At 61.2% G+C, this 20,215-nt stretch carries 13 protein-coding genes and 1 pseudogene; 10 read left to right on the top strand and 4 right to left on the bottom strand.

The genetic code is table 11. The features are described from left to right. Positions 1 to 2 precede the first annotated feature (2 nt). Positions 3 to 1,706 (bottom strand): type IV-A pilus assembly ATPase PilB, encoded by a 1,704-nt coding sequence (gene pilB, locus RTH74_RS04485; protein WP_106732631.1) that lies wholly within the window; start codon positions 1,704 to 1,706, stop codon positions 3 to 5. A gap of 234 nt (positions 1,707 to 1,940) precedes the next feature. Here pilB and RTH74_RS04480 point away from each other — a divergent pair, with 234 nt between their 5' ends. Further along, complete coding sequence (locus RTH74_RS04480; protein ID WP_420713134.1) at positions 1,941 to 2,372, top strand: pilin; 432 nt, start codon at positions 1,941 to 1,943, stop codon at positions 2,370 to 2,372. Positions 2,373 to 2,635: 263 nt separating this feature from the next. Beyond that, positions 2,636 to 4,027 carry an O-antigen ligase family protein gene (locus RTH74_RS04475; RefSeq protein WP_106732898.1) on the top strand — a complete coding sequence of 464 codons (1,392 nt, stop codon included), beginning with the start codon at positions 2,636 to 2,638 and terminating at the stop codon, positions 4,025 to 4,027. 555 nt (positions 4,028 to 4,582) lie between these two features. On the opposite strand, the gene nadC is transcribed toward RTH74_RS04475, so the two are convergent. Continuing rightward, a complete protein-coding gene (gene nadC, locus RTH74_RS04470; RefSeq protein ID WP_316913873.1) occupies positions 4,583 to 5,431 on the bottom strand; it encodes a carboxylating nicotinate-nucleotide diphosphorylase in 849 nt (282 codons plus the stop codon). Positions 5,432 to 5,853: 422 nt separating this feature from the next. Here nadC and RTH74_RS04465 point away from each other — a divergent pair, with 422 nt between their 5' ends. The 5 genes and pseudogenes from RTH74_RS04465 to RTH74_RS24110 all read left to right on the top strand — a co-directional run bounded on the left by RTH74_RS04465 (position 5,854) and on the right by RTH74_RS24110 (position 12,157). Next, the gene (locus tag RTH74_RS04465) at positions 5,854 to 8,157 is read left to right on the top strand and encodes a DUF1631 domain-containing protein (protein ID WP_316913872.1); all 2,304 of its coding nucleotides are present in this window, start codon (positions 5,854 to 5,856) and stop codon (positions 8,155 to 8,157) included. 226 nt (positions 8,158 to 8,383) lie between these two features. Beyond that, on the top strand, positions 8,384 to 8,935 hold the full coding sequence (ampD, locus tag RTH74_RS04460) for a 1,6-anhydro-N-acetylmuramyl-L-alanine amidase AmpD (protein WP_099522563.1): 552 nt from the start codon (positions 8,384 to 8,386) through the stop codon (positions 8,933 to 8,935). A 2-nt stretch (positions 8,936 to 8,937) separates the two neighbouring features. Next, positions 8,938 to 9,771 (top strand): regulatory signaling modulator protein AmpE, encoded by an 834-nt coding sequence (gene ampE / locus RTH74_RS04455; RefSeq protein ID WP_099522562.1) that lies wholly within the window; start codon positions 8,938 to 8,940, stop codon positions 9,769 to 9,771. Positions 9,772 to 10,159: 388 nt separating this feature from the next. Further along, positions 10,160 to 11,302 (top strand): annotated as a pseudogene (locus tag RTH74_RS24115) (HAMP domain-containing protein); the annotation flags it as partial. 141 nt (positions 11,303 to 11,443) lie between these two features. Continuing rightward, entirely contained in the window at positions 11,444 to 12,157 is a 714-nt protein-coding gene (locus RTH74_RS24110; protein ID WP_371919666.1) for a methyl-accepting chemotaxis protein, read from the top strand. 78 nt (positions 12,158 to 12,235) lie between these two features. On the opposite strand, the gene RTH74_RS04445 is transcribed toward RTH74_RS24110, so the two are convergent. After that, on the bottom strand, positions 12,236 to 13,015 hold the full coding sequence (locus RTH74_RS04445) for a TatD family hydrolase (protein WP_316913870.1): 780 nt from the start codon (positions 13,013 to 13,015) through the stop codon (positions 12,236 to 12,238). 136 nt (positions 13,016 to 13,151) lie between these two features. Between RTH74_RS04445 and RTH74_RS04440 the strand changes: the two genes are divergently transcribed. After that, positions 13,152 to 15,206: an AsmA family protein gene (locus tag RTH74_RS04440; RefSeq protein WP_316913869.1), complete on the top strand. Its 2,055-nt coding sequence runs from the start codon at positions 13,152 to 13,154 to the stop codon at positions 15,204 to 15,206. Between the two features lie 48 nt (positions 15,207 to 15,254). On the opposite strand, the gene cra is transcribed toward RTH74_RS04440, so the two are convergent. Continuing rightward, positions 15,255 to 16,241: a catabolite repressor/activator gene (cra, locus tag RTH74_RS04435; RefSeq protein WP_316913868.1), complete on the bottom strand. Its 987-nt coding sequence runs from the start codon at positions 16,239 to 16,241 to the stop codon at positions 15,255 to 15,257. Between the two features lie 182 nt (positions 16,242 to 16,423). Here cra and ptsP point away from each other — a divergent pair, with 182 nt between their 5' ends. Then, positions 16,424 to 19,285, top strand: a complete 2,862-nt coding sequence (gene ptsP, locus RTH74_RS04430; protein WP_316913867.1) for a phosphoenolpyruvate--protein phosphotransferase — start codon at positions 16,424 to 16,426, stop codon at positions 19,283 to 19,285. After that, positions 19,285 to 20,205 carry a 1-phosphofructokinase gene (gene pfkB, locus RTH74_RS04425; RefSeq protein WP_316913866.1) on the top strand — a complete coding sequence of 307 codons (921 nt, stop codon included), beginning with the start codon at positions 19,285 to 19,287 and terminating at the stop codon, positions 20,203 to 20,205. Before ptsP ends, pfkB begins: the two co-directional genes overlap by 1 nt. Positions 20,206 to 20,215 lie beyond the last annotated feature (10 nt).

The raw sequence follows: 20,215 nt of genomic DNA, 5'->3' as shown, positions 1-20,215 counted from the left end.
GGTTAATCCTTGGTTACGCGGTTGACTTCCTCAAGGCTGGTGACCCCTTGCATGGCCTTGAGCAAAGCGGAGGTGCGTAGGTCATTAAAGCCGTCTTTACGCATCTGCTTGGCAATATCGATGGAGTTGCCTTCCTCCATGATAATCCGCTGCAGGTTGGGCGTGTTTTTAACCACTTCATAAATACCGACGCGGCCTTTGTAACCGCCCTTACAGTTTTCACAGCCAGCAGGGCCATAAATCTTGAAAGTCCCGATCTTGTCCTCGGGGAAGCCTTCGGCCAGCAGGGTTTCGCGCGGTACGTTCACTTCCTTCTTGCAGCTGTTGCACAGCTTGCGCGCCAGGCGCTGGGCAATAATCAGGTTGACGGAGGTGGCGATGTTGAAAGATGGCACACCCATATTGCGCAGGCGGGTCAGGGTTTCCGCGGCGCTGTTGGTGTGCAGAGTCGACATCACCATGTGCCCGGTTTGCGCGGCCTTGACGGCAATGGAGGCCGTGTCCAGGTCGCGGATCTCACCGACCATGATGATATCCGGGTCCTGCCGGAGAAAGGCGCGCAGCGCCTGGGTGAAATCCATGCCCTGCTTGGGGTTGACGTTGACCTGGTTGATACCCTCCAGGTTGATCTCCACCGGGTCTTCGGCGGTGGAAATATTCACATCAGGCGTATTGAGGATGTTCAGGCCGGTATAGAGCGATACGGTTTTCCCCGAACCGGTGGGGCCGGTGACCAGAATCATGCCCTGCGGCTGCTTGAGGGCAGACATATACAGTTCTTTCTGTTCCTCCTCGTACCCCAGTGCATCGATACCCATCTGTGCGCTGGTGGGGTCAAGAATTCGCATCACGATCTTTTCGCCCCACAGCGTGGGCAGGGTGTTGACGCGAAAGTCGATGGCCTTGCTCTTGGAGATTTTCATCTTGATCCGGCCATCCTGCGGCTTGCGCCGCTCGGAGATATCCAGCGCGGCCATCACCTTGAGGCGGGCGGAAATACGCGGTGCAAGTTGAATGGGCGGGCGGGCAACCTCATGCAGGATGCCGTCGGTGCGAAAGCGTACCCGGTAGGCTTTTTCGTAAGGCTCGAAGTGCAGGTCGGAGGAGCCGCCTTTAATCGCATCCAGTAGCATCTTGTTGACGAAGCGCACCACAGGCGCATCGTCAGCGTCAGCGCCGCCGTCGCCTACAGTTTTGTCGTCATCCACGGCCTGTACATCTAGGCTGTCGAGGTCGACATCGGCCAGATCTTCCATACCGCTATTGGCTGAGTCGAAGAACTTGTCGATTGCATCGCCGAGCTTGTCGTCCTCGACCAGGATGGCCTCTGTATTCAGGCCTGTGCTGAACTGTACGTCGGTGACGGCCTGGTGATTGGACGGGTCGGAAAGGCCGACGAACAGCTTGTTGCCGCGACGCCATAAAGGCAGTACGCGGTGCTGGCGTACCAGCTTTTCGCTGATAAGGTCACGTGGCTGGCTTTCCTTGTCGAGGGTGTTGAGGTCGAGAAAGGAAACGCCGAACTGCTCCGAGGCCAGTTCGGCCAGGGCGCGACTCTTTACCAGCTTGTTCTGCACCAGATAAGTGACCAGCGACAGTTTGTTGCGCTGGGCTTGTTGCTGAGCCTGTTGGGCGGCTTTTTCGTCCAGCAGCTCGGCAAGGACCATCTGCTTGGCCAGGCCGGAAAGGGAAATGCTGTCGTTCATTACGGGCTCCACACATAATTCCTGCGTTATAGCCCAGTTGAAGGTGGCCTGCCAAACCGTGCTGGTGCAGGTGACGAAAAACGGCAGTTAGTGGCGTGTGTCGTACTGTGATGCGCGCATGTGGCTCGCTAAAAGCCTGTAGAAGAGAAACTTTGGAAGTTGGCACGCCCTGTGCTTTCCCTCCTGTCAGGTCAATGGGCCTGTTCAATTTCGGAGAGAATCATGAAAGCTCAAATGCAAAAGGGTTTTACCCTGATCGAATTGATGATCGTTGTTGCGATCATTGGTATTCTGGCTGCTATTGCTCTGCCCGCCTATCAGGATTACACCAAGCGTTCCAAGATGGCTGAAGTGGTTGGGTTTATGTCTTCCGCGCGTATCGCAGTAGCGGAAACCTATTCCACCACCAACACCCTGACTGGCATTGATAACGCTAAAGCTGGGCTGGCCGCCAATACCCAAGCGCTGGGTTCGTACATCAGCGGCTTGACGGTGGCTGACGGTGTGATCACTGTTGCACTAAACACTGGGATCGATTCGAGCTGCACGGGATCTGCTGCACTTACTCTGACTCCAACTGCTGATGCCACCACCGGCTCGCTGACTTGGGCGGGTAGTTCCAACACTAACTGCACCAAGTTTGTGCCTGCTAACTTCCGCAGCTGATAGTTATGGATTTAAAGCGGGCTTATAGCGCGGCGTGGCGTTTTCACGAAAGCTTGCGTCGATAGTCATAAGTTCACTATGCCAATTGATATATTTAGCACCCCGCTATCACGCGGGGTGTTTTATTTTAAGTTGTTGGCTGAGTTAGTATTAGCACTGTTGAGCGTATCTATGGACGTCAATGTCACGTGTTGATTTCTAATGGGGCGCGCAAAAAAAATCTTTTGCCTTTCATGTTTTCTTTAGGGTGTTGCTTGGTGAGGATGAATAGTTCTACTCCAGCTATAGTTTTTTATTCCCTGCTCGCCATATTGGCAATGGTTTTTTGTTTTTCTGCTGTGGCGCTATGGAGCAGTGGCTATACGTGGCATGACCAGCAGCGCATCTCTCAGCTTCTTCTGTTGTGCGCCTGTGCCCCGCTCGCTGCGCTATTACCTCAAGTTCATCTGCCACGTTCTGCTCTGCTGCTTTTGGCAGGACTGTTTCTACTGGGGCTGTTTTCGTCTGTATTTGCCGATTACCCGCTATGGGCGCTCAAGGAGTGGAGTCGTTATGGTGGGTTAGTTCTGCTGGCTCTGATTGTCGGAGGCTTGAAAGGACGCCCCGCCTGGCAAAACGCGATACTCTGGGCGATGGCGATTGTAGGCTTTATTCATGCGTTCCAGTTTCTTGTGGCTTACGCGGCGGCTTTTATCTCCGGCATGCGGATGCTAAATGCCGATATGCTGTTTAGTGGTTTCTCCAATCCGCGCTTTTTTGGCCAGTTTCAGGTGATGCTAATGCCCGTGATTGCGCTATTGGCGGATCGGTGTCGTCAGCGACAGCGTTTTTCACTCGCCGCACTGCTGGCGCTGGTACTTGTCACGCAATGGTGTATCGCCTTTGCCCTTGGGGGGCGAGGTTTGTGGTTGGGCCTGCTGGTCGGCCATCTTGCTCTGCTTATGATAAACCGCAAGTTGTGGCGTATTTTTGCATGGCAGGCTGCTGCTTGCTTGTTAGGGTTCTTGTTATTTGTGTTGCTATTCAAGCTGGTGCCGCTTTGGCTGAGCCTCGATCCTGCGCTACGTGATAACTTGCGTGCCACTCTCTCGGGGCGCGAACATATCTGGCAATGGGCCTGGGCGATGGCCCTGTCCAATCCCTGGTTGGGTGCTGGCCCCATGCACTACTCAGCAGTCTATAACCCCATCGCCGCCCACCCCCATCAGGTTGTTCTGCAATGGCTGGCTGAATGGGGCTTTGCTGCAACACTTATCGCGTTCACTCTTGGCGCTTGGGGGGTGCTGCATGGAGCCCGTCATGCGCGTCAAACACTTGCCAACGAAATGGACGCAGGGCTGTGGATGGCAATCGTTGGGGCGTTGGTGCTGGCACAGGTCGATGGTGTTTTCGTCATGCCCTATACAGAAACTTGGATGGCCCTACTCATTGGTTTGGCGATGGCTCGCTGGAGCGCTACCTCTTCAGTTGGGCGCTCTCAGGCTATCGCCGCAAGCATTCTTTCCGTTCCGATCGTGCTAGTGCTGGGGCACGTGTTGATCAATGAAGTCCCGACACTTCCACAAACCCAAGAGGCATACCTGAAAGAACATCGTACAGACTGGGCGCCTCGTTTTTGGTCGCAAGGCTGGATACCTATGGACAAAACGCGGTAATCGTTGGAAAGCCAGAAAAACTAGAGGTAGGCCACGATTATCTCGGCCTCTGCTTATACCGCGCGTAGTCTGTTCTGAGTCGCTCTTACTTGGCGTATCTGATCGGGCTTGCGGATTTTGCTATGACCGGATCGGCTTGTGACCAATATAAAGCCTCCAGTTGAGGTCTGAGCAATCATCATCCGATTACATGGGGTTTTATGTATGGGGCAAGAGTGGCGGCTGCAATGCTGTACTGCCCGTTCAATGACAGCTCTTAATAGTCTGTATTGAGCTGAGTATTGCCGGGTCAAAGTGGAAATGGGCTTTGCCCATGGCATGTTTGATGCCAACCTCCCAGATGCTCGCAGCGCTGAAGAGCAGTTCGTTGTGGCGGTCGTTGACCAGGTTGGCCGCGCCGTTTGGTAATTACGCTTCGCTAATCCTCCCGCGTTATACCTTCGGCAGCCCTGAAATTGTAGGAGCCCCGCCCCGGGGCGAATTTTTGTAAGCCAGCGCGATTTCGGTGAGGCTGCGATTCGCCGCGGGGCGCTGCTACTGCAGTGAATCGGAGTCTTAAAGCGCGAGCCTCATCGACAAATCCACCGCCTTCACATCCTTGGTCAGCGTCCCTAGCGAGATGTAATCCACGCCGGTCTCAGCTATCACACGCAAGGTGCTGTCATTGATCCCGCCCGAGGCTTCGAGCTTGGCGCGGCCGGCGGTGAGTCTTACGGCTTCGCGCATGTCTTCCAGTGATAGTTCGTCGAGCATGACGATATCGGCTCCTGCTTCCAGTGCTTGGCGCAGTTCTTCCAGGCTTTCCACTTCGACTTCCACTGGCTTGCCCGGGGCGATCTGGTGGGCGGTGCTGATGGCCTGGGCGATGCCGCCGCACGCGGCGATGTGGTTTTCCTTTATAAGGAAGGCATCGTACAAACCGATACGGTGGTTGTGGCAGCCGCCGCAGGTCACTGCGTATTTCTGGGCCAGACGCAGGCCGGGTAGGGTCTTTCGGGTGTCCAGCAGTTTTACCTGGGTGCCTTCTACCAGGTCGGCATAGTGGTGGCAGCGGGTGGCGACGGCTGACAGGGTCTGCAGGAAGTTCAGTGCGCTGCGCTCGCCGCTGAGCAGGGCGCGGGCCGGGCCTTCGAGGCGGAACAGGGTCTGGTCGGCGCTGACCTTGTCGCCATCCTTTACCTGCCAATGCACCGCGACACGCGGGTCGAGTTGGCGAAATACCGCATCGGCCCATGCCGTGCCGCAGATAACTGCCTCTTCGCGGGTGATGATCCGGGCGCTGGCCAGGCGCTCGGCCGGAATCAGCTGGGCGGTGATGTCACCGCTACCAATGTCTTCGGCCAGGGCGCGGCGGACGTTGGCTTCGATTTCACTGCTGAGGTCGGCGAGGGTCAGGTTGGGCATGGTCGGCTCCGGTGTAGTCGAGCCGCGATTATAGAGGCAGGTGGTTGCAGGGCAATGCTCCATCGCGGCGCTGGGCCTTTTGTCGTTCTGCAGAATTGATCAGGCACTTTTATATGTTGCCGCTGCTCTTAATGACGAGAGCACCCCCTTGGCCCGACTATCGGTGCAGCGCCTACGGCCTGTCAGGGTTAGGCTGTGGAGGTGCGAGTGTGGTGTATTGGCCGTCGTCCGAAGATGGCGTGTGGCTATCTGTGATCTGGGTCATGTCTGTGGGAAAAATTGGCTTGGTATGGCGCGCAGCCTCCCTATAATGGCTTTACTTTTTTCATTATTGACGCCAGGCCTTTGACGTTAAGGACGACGCTCGGTTGACGCTGTGCAGACCAGGAAGCTCGGGTTCGAGCAGTCTGCGGGAGACTAGAATGAAGACCGACGCGAACGTGGTGCACCTGAACAAGGCCACCGCAGAGCAATCGCCAACTTCGCCGGTAGGAAGACTGCCCGTGGCGCTGATTCAGGTGCGTGACAAAGCGGCGCAACAGCTCAAGCAGAACCTGCAGAGCCTGTTCGACAATGCTGACGATACCCTCTTCGAGATGGCGGATCGGGCGACCAGCAATGCCGAGCAGAATGCTTTCTTCGAGGCCATGCGCGACCTGCGGCTCAAGCGCAAGAATATCGAGCGCGGCTTTCTGCAGAAGGTGTTCGAGTCGTTCGCCAATCTCAACCAGTACGAAATTGGCAAGCCTCAACCCGCTCTGGATGCCGTGTCGTTCGATAGCCTGAGCCTGGTGCAGAACGACGAACTGGAAGAAACCGTGGCGCTGGACGCCATGGTGGCCAAGGTGATGAGCCGAGACGCTGTTGCGTTGGGCCATCTCACCACACGCCTCAATGCGGTGATCAGCAAGAAGCTGGACGACAAGAGCAACCCGCTCGGCCCGACCCTGCTCAGTGAATACTTCCTCGACGCCTGCAGCAGCCTGGGCGTGGAGATCAAGGTCAAGCTGATCATCCTCAAGCTGTTCGAAAAGTACGTGCTCGGCAGCTGCGACATGCTTTATGCCGAGGCCAATCAGGCGCTGGTCAGCGCGGGCGTGTTGCCTGAGTTGAAGTCCGCGCCGCCGCGCCGTCAGCAGCGCCCAGCAGCTTCCGCCTACAGTCAGTCGTCTGGCGAGGAAGGCATGCCGTTGCTCGAAGGCGCCGATCAGGGCGTGCAGGAAGTGTTCGGTGCGCTGCAGGATCTGCTTTCGCAAGTGCGCGGCACGTCGATGTCGCGCCGCGCTCAGACAGCCGATGCACTGCCGATCACCAGCAACGACCTGATGCGCCTGCTATCGCACATGCAGCAGCGTGCTCCGGCACAGGTCAACGTCGAAGATTTCGATCTCCGTGACCAGCTCGAGCGATTGCTCGAACGTGCCAGTGCCAAAAGTGGCAAGGCGCGAGTGGTGGGTGAGGTCGATGAAGATGTGATCAATCTGGTGTCGATGCTGTTCGAGTTCATTCTCGACGACCGCACCCTGCCGGATTCGCTCAAAGCACTGATTGGCCGTCTGCAGATTCCGATGCTCAAGGTTGCGGTGCTGGACAAGACCTTCTTCAGCCGTGGCAGCCATCCGGCGCGCCGCTTGCTCAACGAAATTGCGTCTGCCGCGCTGGGTTGGGTCGATCAGGACGATGCGCAGCGTGACAGCCTTTATCAGAAGATCGAACAGGTGGTTCAGCGCCTGCTGAACGATTTTGTCGATGATCCGGCGATCTTCTCCGAACTGCTTGCCGAGTTCATGGCGTTCACTGGCGATGAGCGCCGCCGTAGCGAGTTGCTCGAACAGCGTACCCGCGACGCCGAGGAAGGCAGTGCCAAGGCCGAGCTGGCCCGTCGTCAGGTCGAGCAGGCACTGAATGAGCGTTTGCTCGGCAAGACCCTGCCGGAAGTGGTGGTGCGGCTGCTGCAGGAAGCCTGGAGCAAGGTGCTGATGCTGACCTGCCTCAAGCACGGCGTGGACTCGGGCGAGTGGCAGGCTGCGTTGCAGACCATGGATGACCTGGTCTGGAGCGTCGCCCCGCATGAAGATCCAGAGGCGCGTCTGCGCTTGCTGGAGCTGGTGCCCGGCTTGCTCAAGGCGCTGCGCGAAGGCATGGCCAGTGCGGCGTTCGATCCGTTCTCTACCAGCGAATTCTTCAGCCAATTGGAAGTGCTGCACGTGCAAGCCTTCCAGCGCTTCAAGCGCGCTGCCCCTGAAGCCGAGTCGGCCGCGCCTGAGGATGTTGCGCACACCGATCTGAGCGAAGCGGGCGTCGAGTTGCCGTTGCTGGAGCTGCCGGCGGCCGAAGAAGAGGTTGAGGATGCCCCGGCAATGGTCGAGGTGGTCGAAGAGATCATTCTGCTCGCGCCCGGTCAGACCCGTCCGCAGGAGCCGGACGTGGTGCTCCCGGACGACGATGAGGCGCTACTGCAGGTTGATAGCCTGCGTGTGGGTAGCTGGGTGGAAATTCAGGAAGATGAAGAGCACAAGCTGCGCTGCAAGCTGGCAGCCATCATCAAGCCCACTGGCAAGTACGTGTTCGTCAATCGCACCGGCATGAAGGTGCTGGAGAAGACGCGCAACGCGCTGGCGGTGGAGTTCCGCCGCAACGCTGTGCGCCTGCTTGATGATGCGTTGCTGTTCGACCGCGCCCTGGAGTCGGTCATCGGTAACTTGCGCAAGCTCAAGCACAGCTGATTCGTTGCCAGGAGCGTTCGCCCCTGGTAACGGCTTGATTTGTAGGAGCCCAACCCCGGGGCGAAGCTTTACAAATCTTCCGATGTGTTCGATATCGGCTCGCCGTGAGGCGCGACTTTTACAGTCGTGATCTTCGATTTTCCCGCCTTTGCACATCCTGTTGCGGCCTCGCGCTTGGCCGCCGTAGCCACCTGCTCTAGAGTGGTGGCTCGTTCAGGAGCCTTCCATGCAGCTCGACCCCTCAACCGGCTGGTTTCAGGGCATCCCTCACTGCCCATCGCCGAATTTCAATGTTCGCCCTAGTGGCGAAATTTCCCTGTTGGTGGTGCACAACATCAGCCTGCCACCCGGGCAGTTCGGTACTGGCAAGGTGCAGGCGTTCTTTCAGAACCGCTTGCCGGTGGACGAACATCCTTTCTTCGCCGAGATCGCGTCCTTGCAGGTTTCCGCGCATTTCTTCATCGAGCGTGATGGCGGGCTGACTCAATTCGTCTCCTGTCTGGATCGTGCCTGGCACGCCGGGGTTTCCTGGTTCGAGGGGCGCGACAACTGCAACGATTTTTCGCTGGGTGTGGAGTTGGAAGGGACGGATGATCTGCCTTATACCGATGCTCAGTACGCCAGGTTGGCCGAGCTGACGCGGCAGTTGCTGGACGCTTACCCGGCACTGTCGACGCAGCGCATCCGCGGCCACAACGATATCGCGCCTGGGCGCAAGACTGATCCGGGGGCCGCGTTCGACTGGGCGCGTCTGCACGCCGAATTGAAGGAGAGGTAGCAATGAGTTTTCTGGTGATTCTGCTGGTGCTGTGGGTCGAGAAGTTTTCCGCCTGGCGTCTGCGCATCCAGCAGGACGGCCCCTGGTTGGCGCAACTGCAGCGCCTGCAGCAAGGCGGCCTGCAGCAGGCTCCGTGGCTGTGCCTGGCCGTTCTGGTGCTGTTGCCGGTGTTGGCGTTGGGCCTGGTATTGCTGATCCTCAAACCGCTGGCTTACGGCTGGCTGGCTTTGCCGGTGCATTTGCTGGTGCTGATTTACAGCCTGGGGCGTGGTGATCTGCTCGCAGCGCTGGGGCCGTTTCGCGACGCCTGGCGGCGCGGTGACGGTCAGGCCGCTTACCACGTGGCCGAACGTGACCTTTCGTTGCAGCCGGAGGAGGGCACCGAGCTGCTGCAACAGGTCCAGGGGCATCTGCTGTGGCAGGCCTATCAAAGCTTCTTTGCGGTGATCTTCTGGTATCTGCTGTTGGGCCCCATGGCCGCGCTGGCCTATCGCCTGTTGGCGATGAGTGCAGAGCATGCGCAGCAACCTGCTCTGCGTGAGCGCGCCGTGCAACTGCGCCACGCTTTCGATTGGCTGCCGGCGCGGGTGCTGGCTTCCAGTTTCGCGCTGGTCGGCAACTTCGTCGCTGTCAGTCGTGCCTTGCTGCATGAGCTGCTGAGCTGGGACATTTCTGCCGCGCAACTGGTGGTCAAGGCTGGGCGAGCCGCTGGTGAGATGCCGCCGCCAGTGATGGGCGAGGAGGGTGTCGATACTCTGGATCAGCTGTGGCAACTGCTGATCCGCGCTGCGGTGGTCTGGTATGCCGGTTACGCGGTTTGGGTGTTATTTATCTAGAGATCGTACCCAGGCGGTTTACAGGGCGGGGACAACCTGCTGTCACGCACAGTGGCGGGTTGCTCCCGCCCTTTGTCCTTATGTTATTCCAGTGACGAACTACGCTTACTCTTGAGAGGGAGTGAAGGGTGCTGCGCGCGTTTAACCTTAAGTTACAGAGACGCGTGTCGATAAGGCGTATAAGGAGGCGGTAGTCGACCCTGTTTGGTGATTTTCGTCACATTTGTCTGCCTGTCTTTGCCGCATAGCTCGGCGAACCCAGGTCGGTCGACACAGGGCGCCGTGATCAGTCCGTAAGAGGCTCGGCGGCGATCCAAGCAATACCTATAACAATAATGGCAACTGGAGACGTCTAGTGAAGACCGTGTTGTATCCGGCCATCGCGCTGATGAATCGCCTCAGCTTCGGTATGAAGTTCAGCCTGATCAGCGTTCTATTCTTCCTGCCCATGCTCGTCACCAACTTCTACCTGGTGCGCGACTCCTATCGACAGTTCGTTGGTACCCAGACCGCCCTGGAAAGCCTCGAGCTACTTGGCAGCAGCTTGCAGCTGCGGCGTGATCTTGAAAGCCTCAATGATCTGGTCCAGATCAACTCGATGATTGGTCAGTCCGGTCAGGCGGGGGATCTGGAGGGGCGTATAGATCAACTGCAGCAGTCGCTCAATTCGGGCCTGCAAGGGCTGCAGCCAGTGACCAGCGATGCCGAGCAGGAAGCGGAGTTCATCGCCAAGCGCGACGAATTGCTGGCCGAGCTGAAAAGCGCAGAGGCCGAGACTTCTTTGCAGAGCAAGACGGTCATCGTCGAGAAGCTGCTGGGCTCGTCCCAGGTCTTCATCAAGCTGGTGGCCAGCCAGGCGGGACTAAGCCAGGACCCGCAGCGTCAGGTGCGGCAGATTACCGAGCTGATCACCAACGTCACCCCGCAGATCACCGATGTGCTCAGTCAAGGCCGTGCTATCGGCGCCTATTCCCTGGGGCAGGGGTTTCTCAACTCGGCAGCCAGCACCAAGTTCGATGACCTGCTGTTGCAACTGGAGAAGCTACACGCCGAGTACGGCTTGAGCCTGCAGGAGGCATTGGCCGGTAACGTCGCCGCGCAGAACGGCCTGGGTGGCCTTGCCGAAGCCAGTCGCCAGAGCCTGAAGGACAGTGGCGTGCTGTTCGAGGATCAGGTGATCATCGCCGACAGTCTGGATACGCCCTGGGCGCAGTTCTACGATCAGGTCAGCCAGGAAATGGCCAAGACCTACGCCTTCAACGACGGCCTGCTGGCCTTCCTCGATAGCCAGCTGAGCGAGCGTCTGACCGAGAACCGTGCGCAGATGGTGTTGTTGGTGGTGGCGCTGGTCGTGGTGTTTCTGCTCATCGTCTATCTCTACAGCGGCTTTTACGTGTCCACCCGCTCGACCCTGAAAACCTTGGGTCAGGTGATGGACAGGGTTGCCGCAGGCGATATGACGGTCAACTTCCAGGCGCAGAGCCGTGACGAACTGGGCGAATTGGGTCAGGTGTTCAACCAGACCGTGGTGCGTATCCATGACCTGATCGAGCGCGTTGGGCAGACGGTGGGCGAGGTCGGTGGTCAGGCGGATCGTGTCGAGCTGGTTTCGGGCGAGAGCAATCAGGCGGTGGCCGGGCAGCGTGCACAGATCGAGCAGGTGGCAACGGCGATGAACCAGATGTCTGCCACTGCTCAGGAGGTGGCGCGTAGTGCCGCCGCTGCGGTGGGTAGCGCGCAGAGCGTGAATCAGGAAACGGTCAGTGGCCGGGCGTTGGTCGAGCAGCAGGTCGGCGCAATCCAGCGTCTTGCCGGAGAAATCGACCAGTCGGTGGCGGTAATCAACCAGCTGGCCAGTGACAGCGCCGCGATCAGCCAGGTACTCGATGTGATCAAGGGCATCGCCGAGCAGACCAACCTGCTGGCGCTCAATGCCGCCATCGAGGCGGCGCGGGCCGGCGAGCAGGGGCGTGGTTTCGCCGTGGTGGCTGATGAGGTGCGCAATCTGGCCAAGCGTACGCAGCAGTCCACCGAAGAGATCGAAGCGATGATCGCCAAGCTGCAAGGTGGCGTGGGGGCGGCGGTGAAGGCGATGAACGCCAGTCACCAGATGGCCGATGGCACGGTCAGTCAGTCGGCCAAGGTGCAGCAGGCGCTAGAGAACATCCTCGGCGCGGTGGGCATGATCGTCGATCAGAACCAGCAGATCGCCGCGGCGGCCGAGCAGCAGACGGCGGTGGCGCACGATATCGACCAGAATATCGTCGAGATCAACTATGCAGGGGAGCGTACCGCTGCCGGCGCCAGCCAGACTGAGCAGGCGAGCCGCGAGTTGAGCGAGCTGGTCTCGCGTCTCAAGCAGTTGATCGGCGCGTTTCGCGTCTGATCGCTCCGTGGGAGGCGCTTCAGCGGCGGTGCTTTTGCAGGTCGCGGCTGAGGCTCCTCCCACAGAGGCGACCTGGCTTTAGTTCCAGCCGAACAACTCATCCGCATTACGGCTGCTGGCCGCGGCCAGTTCCTCGGCCGTCATACCGCGCAACGCTGCCAGCTCGGCACAGATTTCAGCCAGGTATTCCGGGCTGTTGCGCTGGTTGGGGTGCATGGCCGGGGCCATGTCCGGCGAGTCGGTTTCCAGCACGATGGCCTCCAGTGGCAACTGCGCCACCACCTTGCGCAGTCGATTGGCCTGCGGCCAGGTAGCGGCGCCGCCAAGACCGAGGCGAAAACCCAGCTTGACGTATTCGCGCGCTTCCTCGTAGCTACCGGCGAAGGCGTGGATGATGCCGCCGCGTGCCAGACGAAAGCGCTTGAGGGTGGCGATGGTCGCGGCATGAGCGCGGCGCACGTGCAGCAGCGCCGGCAGTTCGAAGTCGGCAGCAAGTTGTAGCTGCGCTTCGAACAGCGCCTGCTGGCGCTGTCGATCCAACTGTTCCAGGTAATAGTCCAGACCGAACTCACCGACGGCGCACAACTTGTGGTGCCCAGCCAGTTTGCTCAGCCAGTCGCGCAGCTCAAGGAGATCCTGCGGACGATGTTCGTCCAGATAGACCGGATGCAGGCCGAAAGCTGCGTACAGGCTTTCATCTTCTTCGACCAGCTGCCATAGCCGTTGCCAGTTGGCCTGGTAGACGCCGAGCACCACCAGGCGCTGCACGCCCAGTGCGCGGCTGCGTGTGAGCACTTCGTCGCGATCTGCGTCGAAGTCGGGGAAGTCGAGGTGGGTGTGGGTGTCGATCAGGCGCATCGGTCAGCTCACGATTGGGCGTTCAGAGTCGGCTATTTTTCCCTTTCCTGCCAGAGCGAGGGAGCGTTGGCTAATCTTTTCAGTCGTATGGATATGGACGAGTTTCACTCGGGCAGTGAAATAAGGAGGTCGCTGGGTGCACCAGGTACGCAAGCTGTTGGGCGCTTTGCTCGCCGTTTTTCTGCTATTGGTGGCGGCACTGATGCTGTTTCTGGTGTTGTTCGACTGGAACCGGGCGCGGCCGCTGATCAACGAACAGGTTTCTGCGGCCTTGAACCGGCCGTTCGCCATCGAGGGTGAACTGCGTGTGGTTTGGCAGCGTGAGGCCGGACAACAGGGTTTGAGCGCTTGGGTGCCCTGGCCGCATTTTTTCGCCGAGCAGCTGCGCCTGGGTAATCCCGATTGGGCGCAGGGCGATACCTTCGTCAGCCTCGATAGCGTGCGCTTACGCCTGTCTCCGCTACCGCTTCTATGGAAGACGGTGAGCATTCCCAGTATCGAACTTGGCGCGCCGGTCGCCGATCTGCAGCGCCTGGCCGATGGCCGCGCCAACTGGGTGTTCGACCTGGGTAAGGAGGAGTCAGACGACACCGATCAGCCCAGCCCCTGGACGTTGGATATCGGCACCATCGGCTTTGATCGGGGGCAGGTGAAGCTCGATGACAAGGTCAGCAATACCCGTCTGGAGGCGATTATCCAGCCGCTGGGCGAGCCTGTTCCATTTGCCGATATCGTCGGCAAGAGCACAGCCGAGCGTCTGGCTGAGAGCAATGGCAATGCCCAGGATTACGCATTCGCCTGGCAGACCAAGGGCAGTTTCCGTGGTCAGCCACTGACCGGCAACGGCAAGGTGGGTGGCCTGCTGGCGCTGCATGACGCGTCGCAACCTTTCCCGCTGCAAGCCGACCTGCGCATTGGCGCGACTCGCATCGTACTGGCCGGCAGCCTGACCGATCCACAGAATCTAGGCGCTCTGGATCTGCGTTTGCGTCTGTCTGGCGCCAGCCTCGGTCACCTGTATCCGCTTACCGGCGTGACCTTACCGGATACTCCGCCGTACAGCACCGACGGTCGTTTGCAGGCCGACCTGCACGATGCCGATGGGGCAATCTTTCGCTACCTTGGTTTCAATGGCCAGATCGGTGACAGCGATATTCACGGTGATCTGACATTCGTGGCTCGCGAGCCGCGGCCGAAACTGTCCGGCCGGCTGACCTCCAATCAACTGCTGTTCAGTGACCTTGCACCCCTGATCGGCGCTGACTCCAGCGAGGACAAGCGCGAACGGGGCGAACGGGACGTGCAGCCGGCGAACAAGGCGCTGCCGGTTTCCGAGTTCCGTACCGACCGTTGGCGCGCGATGGACGCCGATGTGCGCTTCGTCGGCAAGCGCATCGTGCACAGCGAGCAGTTGCCGATCACCGATCTCGACACTCATGTGGTGCTCAATGATGGTGCGCTGAGTCTGGAGCCACTGCGTTTCGGCATGGCCGGCGGTGTGCTCGATTCGCACATCCGCCTGAATGGCGCGACCACGCCGCTGCAGGGCCAGATGCGTCTGCGTGCGCGAGATCTCAAGCTCAAGCAACTGTTCCCCACCTTCGCACCGATGCAGACCAGCTTCGGTGAACTCAACGGTGATGCGCGCATCAGCGGTCGTGGCAACTCGGTGGCGGCGTTGCTCGGCAGCGCCGACGGCGAGCTGAAGATGCTGATCAACGATGGCGCGGTAAGTCGCGGGCTGATGGAGATCGCCGGGCTGAACGTCGGTAACTATCTGGTTGGCAGGCTGTTCGGCGACGAGGATGTGAAGATCCATTGTGCGGCGGCCGATCTCGGCATCAAGCAGGGGCTGATGAGCACGCGGCTGTTCGTCGTCGATACCGACAATGCGGTGATCAAGGTCGACGGCAGTGCCAACTTCGCCAGCGAGCAGCTGGATTTCACCATCACGCCGTCGACCAAGGGTTTTCGTGTCTTTTCCCTGCGTTCGCCGCTCTATGTGCGCGGCACGTTCAAGGAACCGTCGCCAGGTGTGCAGGCCACGCCGCTGGCGCTTCGTGGCGTTGGCCTGGTGGCGTTGGGTGTAGCGGTGGCGCCTGCGGCGGGGTTGTTGGCGCTGATAGCGCCTAGCTCAGGTGATGAGCCGAGCCAGTGTGAGCCGCTGCTGCAGAAGATTCAGGGTGGTTAGCAGGGGGCATCAACGCTAGAGGTAGGGTGCGCCGCGCGCGCCCTACTGTCAGGTTCGGGCCTTGAAGCTGCGGCCGATGGCTTCGATGCCGGGCTGATAATCGTTGTGTTCCACCGCCCGCAGTGTCCAGGCCAGCACGCGCTCGGCGATGCGTTCGTGTTGTTGGCTCATGGCATTGACCCGCAACGGAAGAAAATCCAGCAATTGGGTATCGCCGAAGGTGGCCAGGCGCACCGTGGGCCATTGCTCGCTGCCCTGTTCACGCAGGGCATCGAATACCCCTTCGAGCAGTACGTAGGCAGTGGTCAGCAAGGCATCCGGCGGGCCAACTTCATCCATCAGAGTCTTCATTTGCCGGTAGCCGCAGGCACGGCTGAACAGCTCGCCGTGATAGACGCTGATGTGCCCGTCGAAACCGTTGAGTGCCGAATGAAAGCCGCGTTCGCGCGCCTGACTGATGACCAGTTCTGCGCGGGCGCCAAGCAGGGCGATGTGCCTGGGTTTGGGTGTGAGCAGGCTTTCGGTCAGGGTACGTCCGGCCTGCTCATCATCGCTGACCACCGAGCGGATGTGGCTGGGCGATAGCGCGCGGTCCACGGCCACGACAGGCAGGCCGGCGGCGACGATGGTCGGATACAGCGGGTCGTCTGGTGGCAGGCAACTGGCGACGATCAGCGCCTCGCAGCGGCGTGAACGGAACAACTCGAGCAACTGCCGCTCGCTGTTCGGGTCGTCGTCGGAGCTGGCGATCAATAACTGATAACCGGCGGCGCGGGCTTTCTGTTCGAGCAGCTTGGCCAGGCGCGCATAACTGGGGTTTTCCAGGTCCGGCAGGATGAAACCCAGGCAGCGGCTTTGCCCGCGGCGCAGGCTGGCAGCCTGCTGGTCCGGGCGATAACCATGCTCCTCGACGACTGCCAAGACCTTGGCCACGGTCGCAGGGCTGATGCGCCGACGTTCGGCCTGACCGTTGATCACGTAGCTGGCGGTGGTCACCGAGACCTGAGCCAGGCGGGCGATGTCGCTGAGTTTCACGGGCGCAGCACCATACAGGTAAGGGATTTCGAGCGTGCAAGCGCGGCGAGTCTACACCGACTCGACGACGACCGGGCTTCAAGGATTACCCATTATCGGATAAGGTGCCAGCGTTTGATGAAACGTTTCAGCAATTCGTTTCATCGACTAGTCTTAGCCAAAACAATAAGTCGGAGACCACCATGCTCGAACTCGATGCCAGCCAAATCCAGATGGGCCGGGCAGCGGCGGACAAGGGCGAAGCCCTGGCCATGCTTGGCGATGCGCTGGCCAGTGCCGGCCTGGCTACTGCGGCTTACCTCGAAGGCTTGCAAGCACGCGAGGCCCAGGGTTCGACCTATCTCGGCCAAGGCATCGCCATCCCCCATGGCACACCGCAGACCCGCGATCAGGTGCTGCGCACCGGCGTCAGCCTGATCCAGTTCCCTGATGGCGTGGACTGGGGCAACGGGCAACAGGTCTATCTGGCCATCGCCATCGCCGCGCAGTCCGACGAACACTTGCATCTCCTGCAACTGCTGACCCGCGCCCTCGGCGAGGGTGATCTGAGCCAGGCGCTGCGCGAAGCCACCGAGCCCGCGCAGATACTCGAGCTGCTGCAGGGCGCGCCGCAGGCGCTGGCGCTGGATGGCCAGCTAGTGGCGCTGGCACAGCCGGCCGAAGACTTCGACGAATTGCTCTGGCAGGGCGCGCGCCTGTTGCGCCAGGCCGGCTGTGCCCGCAGCGGCTTCGCCCTCGGATTGGCGCGTGGCGAGCCACTGCCGCTAGGTGATGGTTTGTGGTGGTTGCACAGCGAGGCCAGCGTCGAGCGGCCTGGCCTGGCCTTCGTCACCCCGGCGCAGCCACTGAGTTTTCGTGGTGAGGCGCTGCGTGGTCTGTTCTGCCTGGCCAGCCAGGGCGAGGCGCATCGCCAGGCGCTGGAGCGTTTGTGTGATGTGCTGATCGGTGGCCGCGCAGCGGCATTCAGCGAAGCCAGCGATAGCCGCCAGGTAATTGAAGCATTGGGCGGCGAGGTGGCGCCGGACTGGCCCAGCCTCAGCGTGCCGCTGCTCAATGCCCATGGTCTGCACGCGCGTCCGGCCAAGGCGCTGAGCGAGCTGGTGCAGGGTTTCGCGGGTGAGGTTCGTGTACGACTGTTGGGCGATAGCGCTGCCGGCGTCTCGGCCAAGAGCCTCAGCCGACTGCTGGCCCTGGGCGCGCGTCGCGGGCAGATGCTCGAATTCAGTGCCGAACCGGCCATCGCCGATGCCGCGTTGCCGTGCATTCGCGCCGCCCTGGAAAGCGGCCTGGGCGAGGCGGTCGAGCCGCTGAGCGAAGCGCTGCCCGAGGTGGCGGCGCAACTGCAGCCGGTCGCTCCCGTCGCGCCTGTTGCCGGTAGCCGCTTGCTGGCGGTCGGCGCCTCGCCGGGCATCGCCATCGGCCCGGCGTTGGTGCGAGTAGCGCCGGAGTTCAATTTTGCCGAGCAAGGCAAGGGCGTCGATCAGGAGCGCGGGCGACTGGATTCAGCTCTGGCGGCTGTCTCTGCGCAGATTCAGCGCCTGGTCGATGGCGCCGGCGTGGCGAGCATTCGGGAAATCTTCAGTGCCCACCTGGCGATGCTCGCTGACCCTGCGCTGCGCGAGGATGTCGACGCCCGCCTGGGCAAGGGCGTGAGCGCCGAAGCGGCCTGGCAGGTCGAGGTTGAGGCGGCGGCCAAGCGTCAGGAAGCGCTGCATGATGCGCTGCTGGCCGAGCGCGCAGCGGACCTGCGTGATATCGGCAACCGTGTGCTGGCGCATCTGTGCGGTATCGAGCTGCCCAGCGAGCCGAATGAACCCTACATATTGGTGATGGCCGAAGTCGTACCGTCGGACGTCGCTGGCCTCGACCGTCAGCGCGTCGCCGGCATCCTGACTGCGCGTGGTGGCGCCACCGCGCACAGTGCGATCATCGCTCGTGCCCTGGGAATTCCCGCCGTGGTCGGTGCCGGCGATGGTGTGCTGGCGTTGGCGCAAGGCACACCGCTGTTGCTCGATGGCGACAGCGGCCTGCTGCGCATCGCCCCGGATGCGGCAGAGCGTGACCAGGCGCTGCATGAGCGCGAGGCCGCACAGCAGCGTCGCGAGCAGGCGCATGCCGCCCGCTTTGACGGCGCGCAGACTCAGGACGGCGTGCGCGTGGAAGTGGCGGCCAATATCGGCGCCAGCGGTGAAACCGCCGATGCGGTGGAGTTGGGTGCGGAAGCGGTGGGCCTGCTGCGCACCGAGCTGGTGTTCATGGAACATGCCCAGGCGCCGGATCATGCCGCGCAGGAGCGCGAATACCGGCGCGTGCTCGATGCGCTGGCCGGTCGCCCGCTGGTGGTGCGTACGCTGGATGTCGGCGGCGATAAACCGCTGCCGTACTGGCCGATGCCGGCCGAGGAAAATCCCTTCCTCGGTGTGCGCGGCATTCGCCTGAGCCTGCAGCGGCCGGAGATTCTGGAAACCCAGCTGCGCGCCTTGCTCGCCTCGGCCGATGGCCGCCCGCTGCGGATCATGTTCCCCATGGTCGGCTCGGTGGAGGAATGGCGCGCGGCGCGCGACATGGTGCAGCGCCTGCGCGAAGAGATCGACGTGCGCGACCTGCAGGTCGGCATCATGATCGAAGTGCCCTCGGCCGCGCTGCTGGCGCCGGTGCTGGCGCGCGAGGTGGACTTCTTCAGCATCGGCACCAATGACCTGACCCAGTACTGCCTGGCCATCGACCGTGGCCATCCGCAGCTGTCGGCACAGGCCGATGGCCTGCACCCGGCGGTGTTGCGCCTGATCGAGATGACCGTGACCGCAGCCCATGCTCAAGGCAAGTGGGTCGGTGTCTGTGGTGAGCTGGCCAGCGACCGCCTGGCCGTGCCGCTATTGGTCGGTCTGGGCGTGGACGAGCTTAGCGTGACGCCGCGTTCGATTGCCCTGGTCAAGGCACGTGTGCGCGAGCTGGACAGCCGCCAGGCACGAACCCTGGCCGACCGCGCCCTGACCCTGGACAGTGCCAGCGCCGTGCGTGCGCTGGTGGCGGAGATGCACTGATGGCCCGAATCCTGACCCTGACCCTGAACCCGGCGCTGGACCTGACTCTGCGTCTCGACCGCCTGCAGCCCGGCGCAATCAACCGCTGCCATGAGCTGCGCAGTCACGCCGCCGGCAAGGGTCTGAACGTCGCCCAGGTGCTGGCCGACCTTGGCCACAGCCTGAGCGTCGGCGGTTTTCTTGGCCGCGCCAATGCCGCGCCGTTCGAGAGCCTGATTCACAAGCGCGGGTTTCACGACCTGTTCGTCCGTGTGCCGGGCGAGACGCGCAGCAACATCAAGCTGGCCGAAGCCGACGGCTGTATCACTGACCTCAACGGCCCTGGCCCACAGGTCGAGGCTGAGCATCTGCAACGCCTTGAGGCCGAGCTGGAGCCGCTGTTGGCCGGGTATGACGCCGTGGTAGTGGCCGGCAGCCTGCCGCGTGGCGTGACGCCTGAGTGGTTCGCCAGTCTGCTGCGGCGGATCAAGGCCAGCGGAGTGCCGCTGGCGGTCGATAGCAGTGGCGCGGCCCTGCAAGCGGCCCTGGGCGTCGCCCCCTGGCTGATCAAACCCAACGAAGAAGAACTGGCCGACGTGTGCGGCAGTGACCTGTCTGCCGCCGTGCAGACACTGCGTGCGCAGGGTATCGAGCACGTGCTGTTGTCACGTGGCGCAGACGGCGTCGACTGGCACGGACCGGACATTGCCCTGCGCGCCGTGCCGCCGCGTGTCGAGGTAGTTAGCACGGTCGGTGCCGGTGACTCGCTGCTGGCGGCCAGCCTGCACGGCCTGCTCGAAGGCTGGCCGACCGAGCGTACGTTGCGCCTGGCCACGGCGGTGGCGGCGCAAGCGGTCACCCAGATCGGCTTCGGTATCCATGATCGCGAGCGACTGGCCCGCTTCGAAGCGGCCGTGCAATTGCACCCTTTAGAAAAATAAGAGGCACCCA

Source organism: Pseudomonas sp. zfem001 (genome assembly GCF_032621725.1).
Classification (GTDB): Bacteria; Pseudomonadota; Gammaproteobacteria; order Pseudomonadales; family Pseudomonadaceae; genus Aquipseudomonas; species Aquipseudomonas sediminis.
Note: the sequence above shows the minus strand (reverse complement) of the source record. Positions and strands in the feature narration are given on the sequence as shown.

What these genes read in the sequence shown, in the direction of transcription:
- RTH74_RS04465 (WP_316913872.1), top strand. Translation starts at nt 5,854, where the DNA reads ATGAAGACCGACGCGAACGTGGTGCACCTGAACAAGGCCACCGCAGAG.
- RTH74_RS04480 (WP_420713134.1), top strand. Translation starts at nt 1,941, where the DNA reads ATGCAAAAGGGTTTTACCCTGATCGAATTGATGATCGTTGTTGCGATC.
- RTH74_RS24110 (WP_371919666.1), top strand. Translation starts at nt 11,444, where the DNA reads ATGAACCAGATGTCTGCCACTGCTCAGGAGGTGGCGCGTAGTGCCGCC.
- RTH74_RS04475 (WP_106732898.1), top strand. Translation starts at nt 2,636, where the DNA reads ATGAATAGTTCTACTCCAGCTATAGTTTTTTATTCCCTGCTCGCCATA.
- ptsP (WP_316913867.1), top strand. Translation starts at nt 16,424, where the DNA reads ATGCTCGAACTCGATGCCAGCCAAATCCAGATGGGCCGGGCAGCGGCG.
- pfkB (WP_316913866.1), top strand. Translation starts at nt 19,285, where the DNA reads ATGGCCCGAATCCTGACCCTGACCCTGAACCCGGCGCTGGACCTGACT.
- ampE (WP_099522562.1), top strand. Translation starts at nt 8,938, where the DNA reads ATGAGTTTTCTGGTGATTCTGCTGGTGCTGTGGGTCGAGAAGTTTTCC.
- pilB (WP_106732631.1), bottom strand. Translation starts at nt 1,706, where the DNA reads ATGAACGACAGCATTTCCCTTTCCGGCCTGGCCAAGCAGATGGTCCTT.
- nadC (WP_316913873.1), bottom strand. Translation starts at nt 5,431, where the DNA reads ATGCCCAACCTGACCCTCGCCGACCTCAGCAGTGAAATCGAAGCCAAC.
- RTH74_RS04445 (WP_316913870.1), bottom strand. Translation starts at nt 13,015, where the DNA reads ATGCGCCTGATCGACACCCACACCCACCTCGACTTCCCCGACTTCGAC.
- ampD (WP_099522563.1), top strand. Translation starts at nt 8,384, where the DNA reads ATGCAGCTCGACCCCTCAACCGGCTGGTTTCAGGGCATCCCTCACTGC.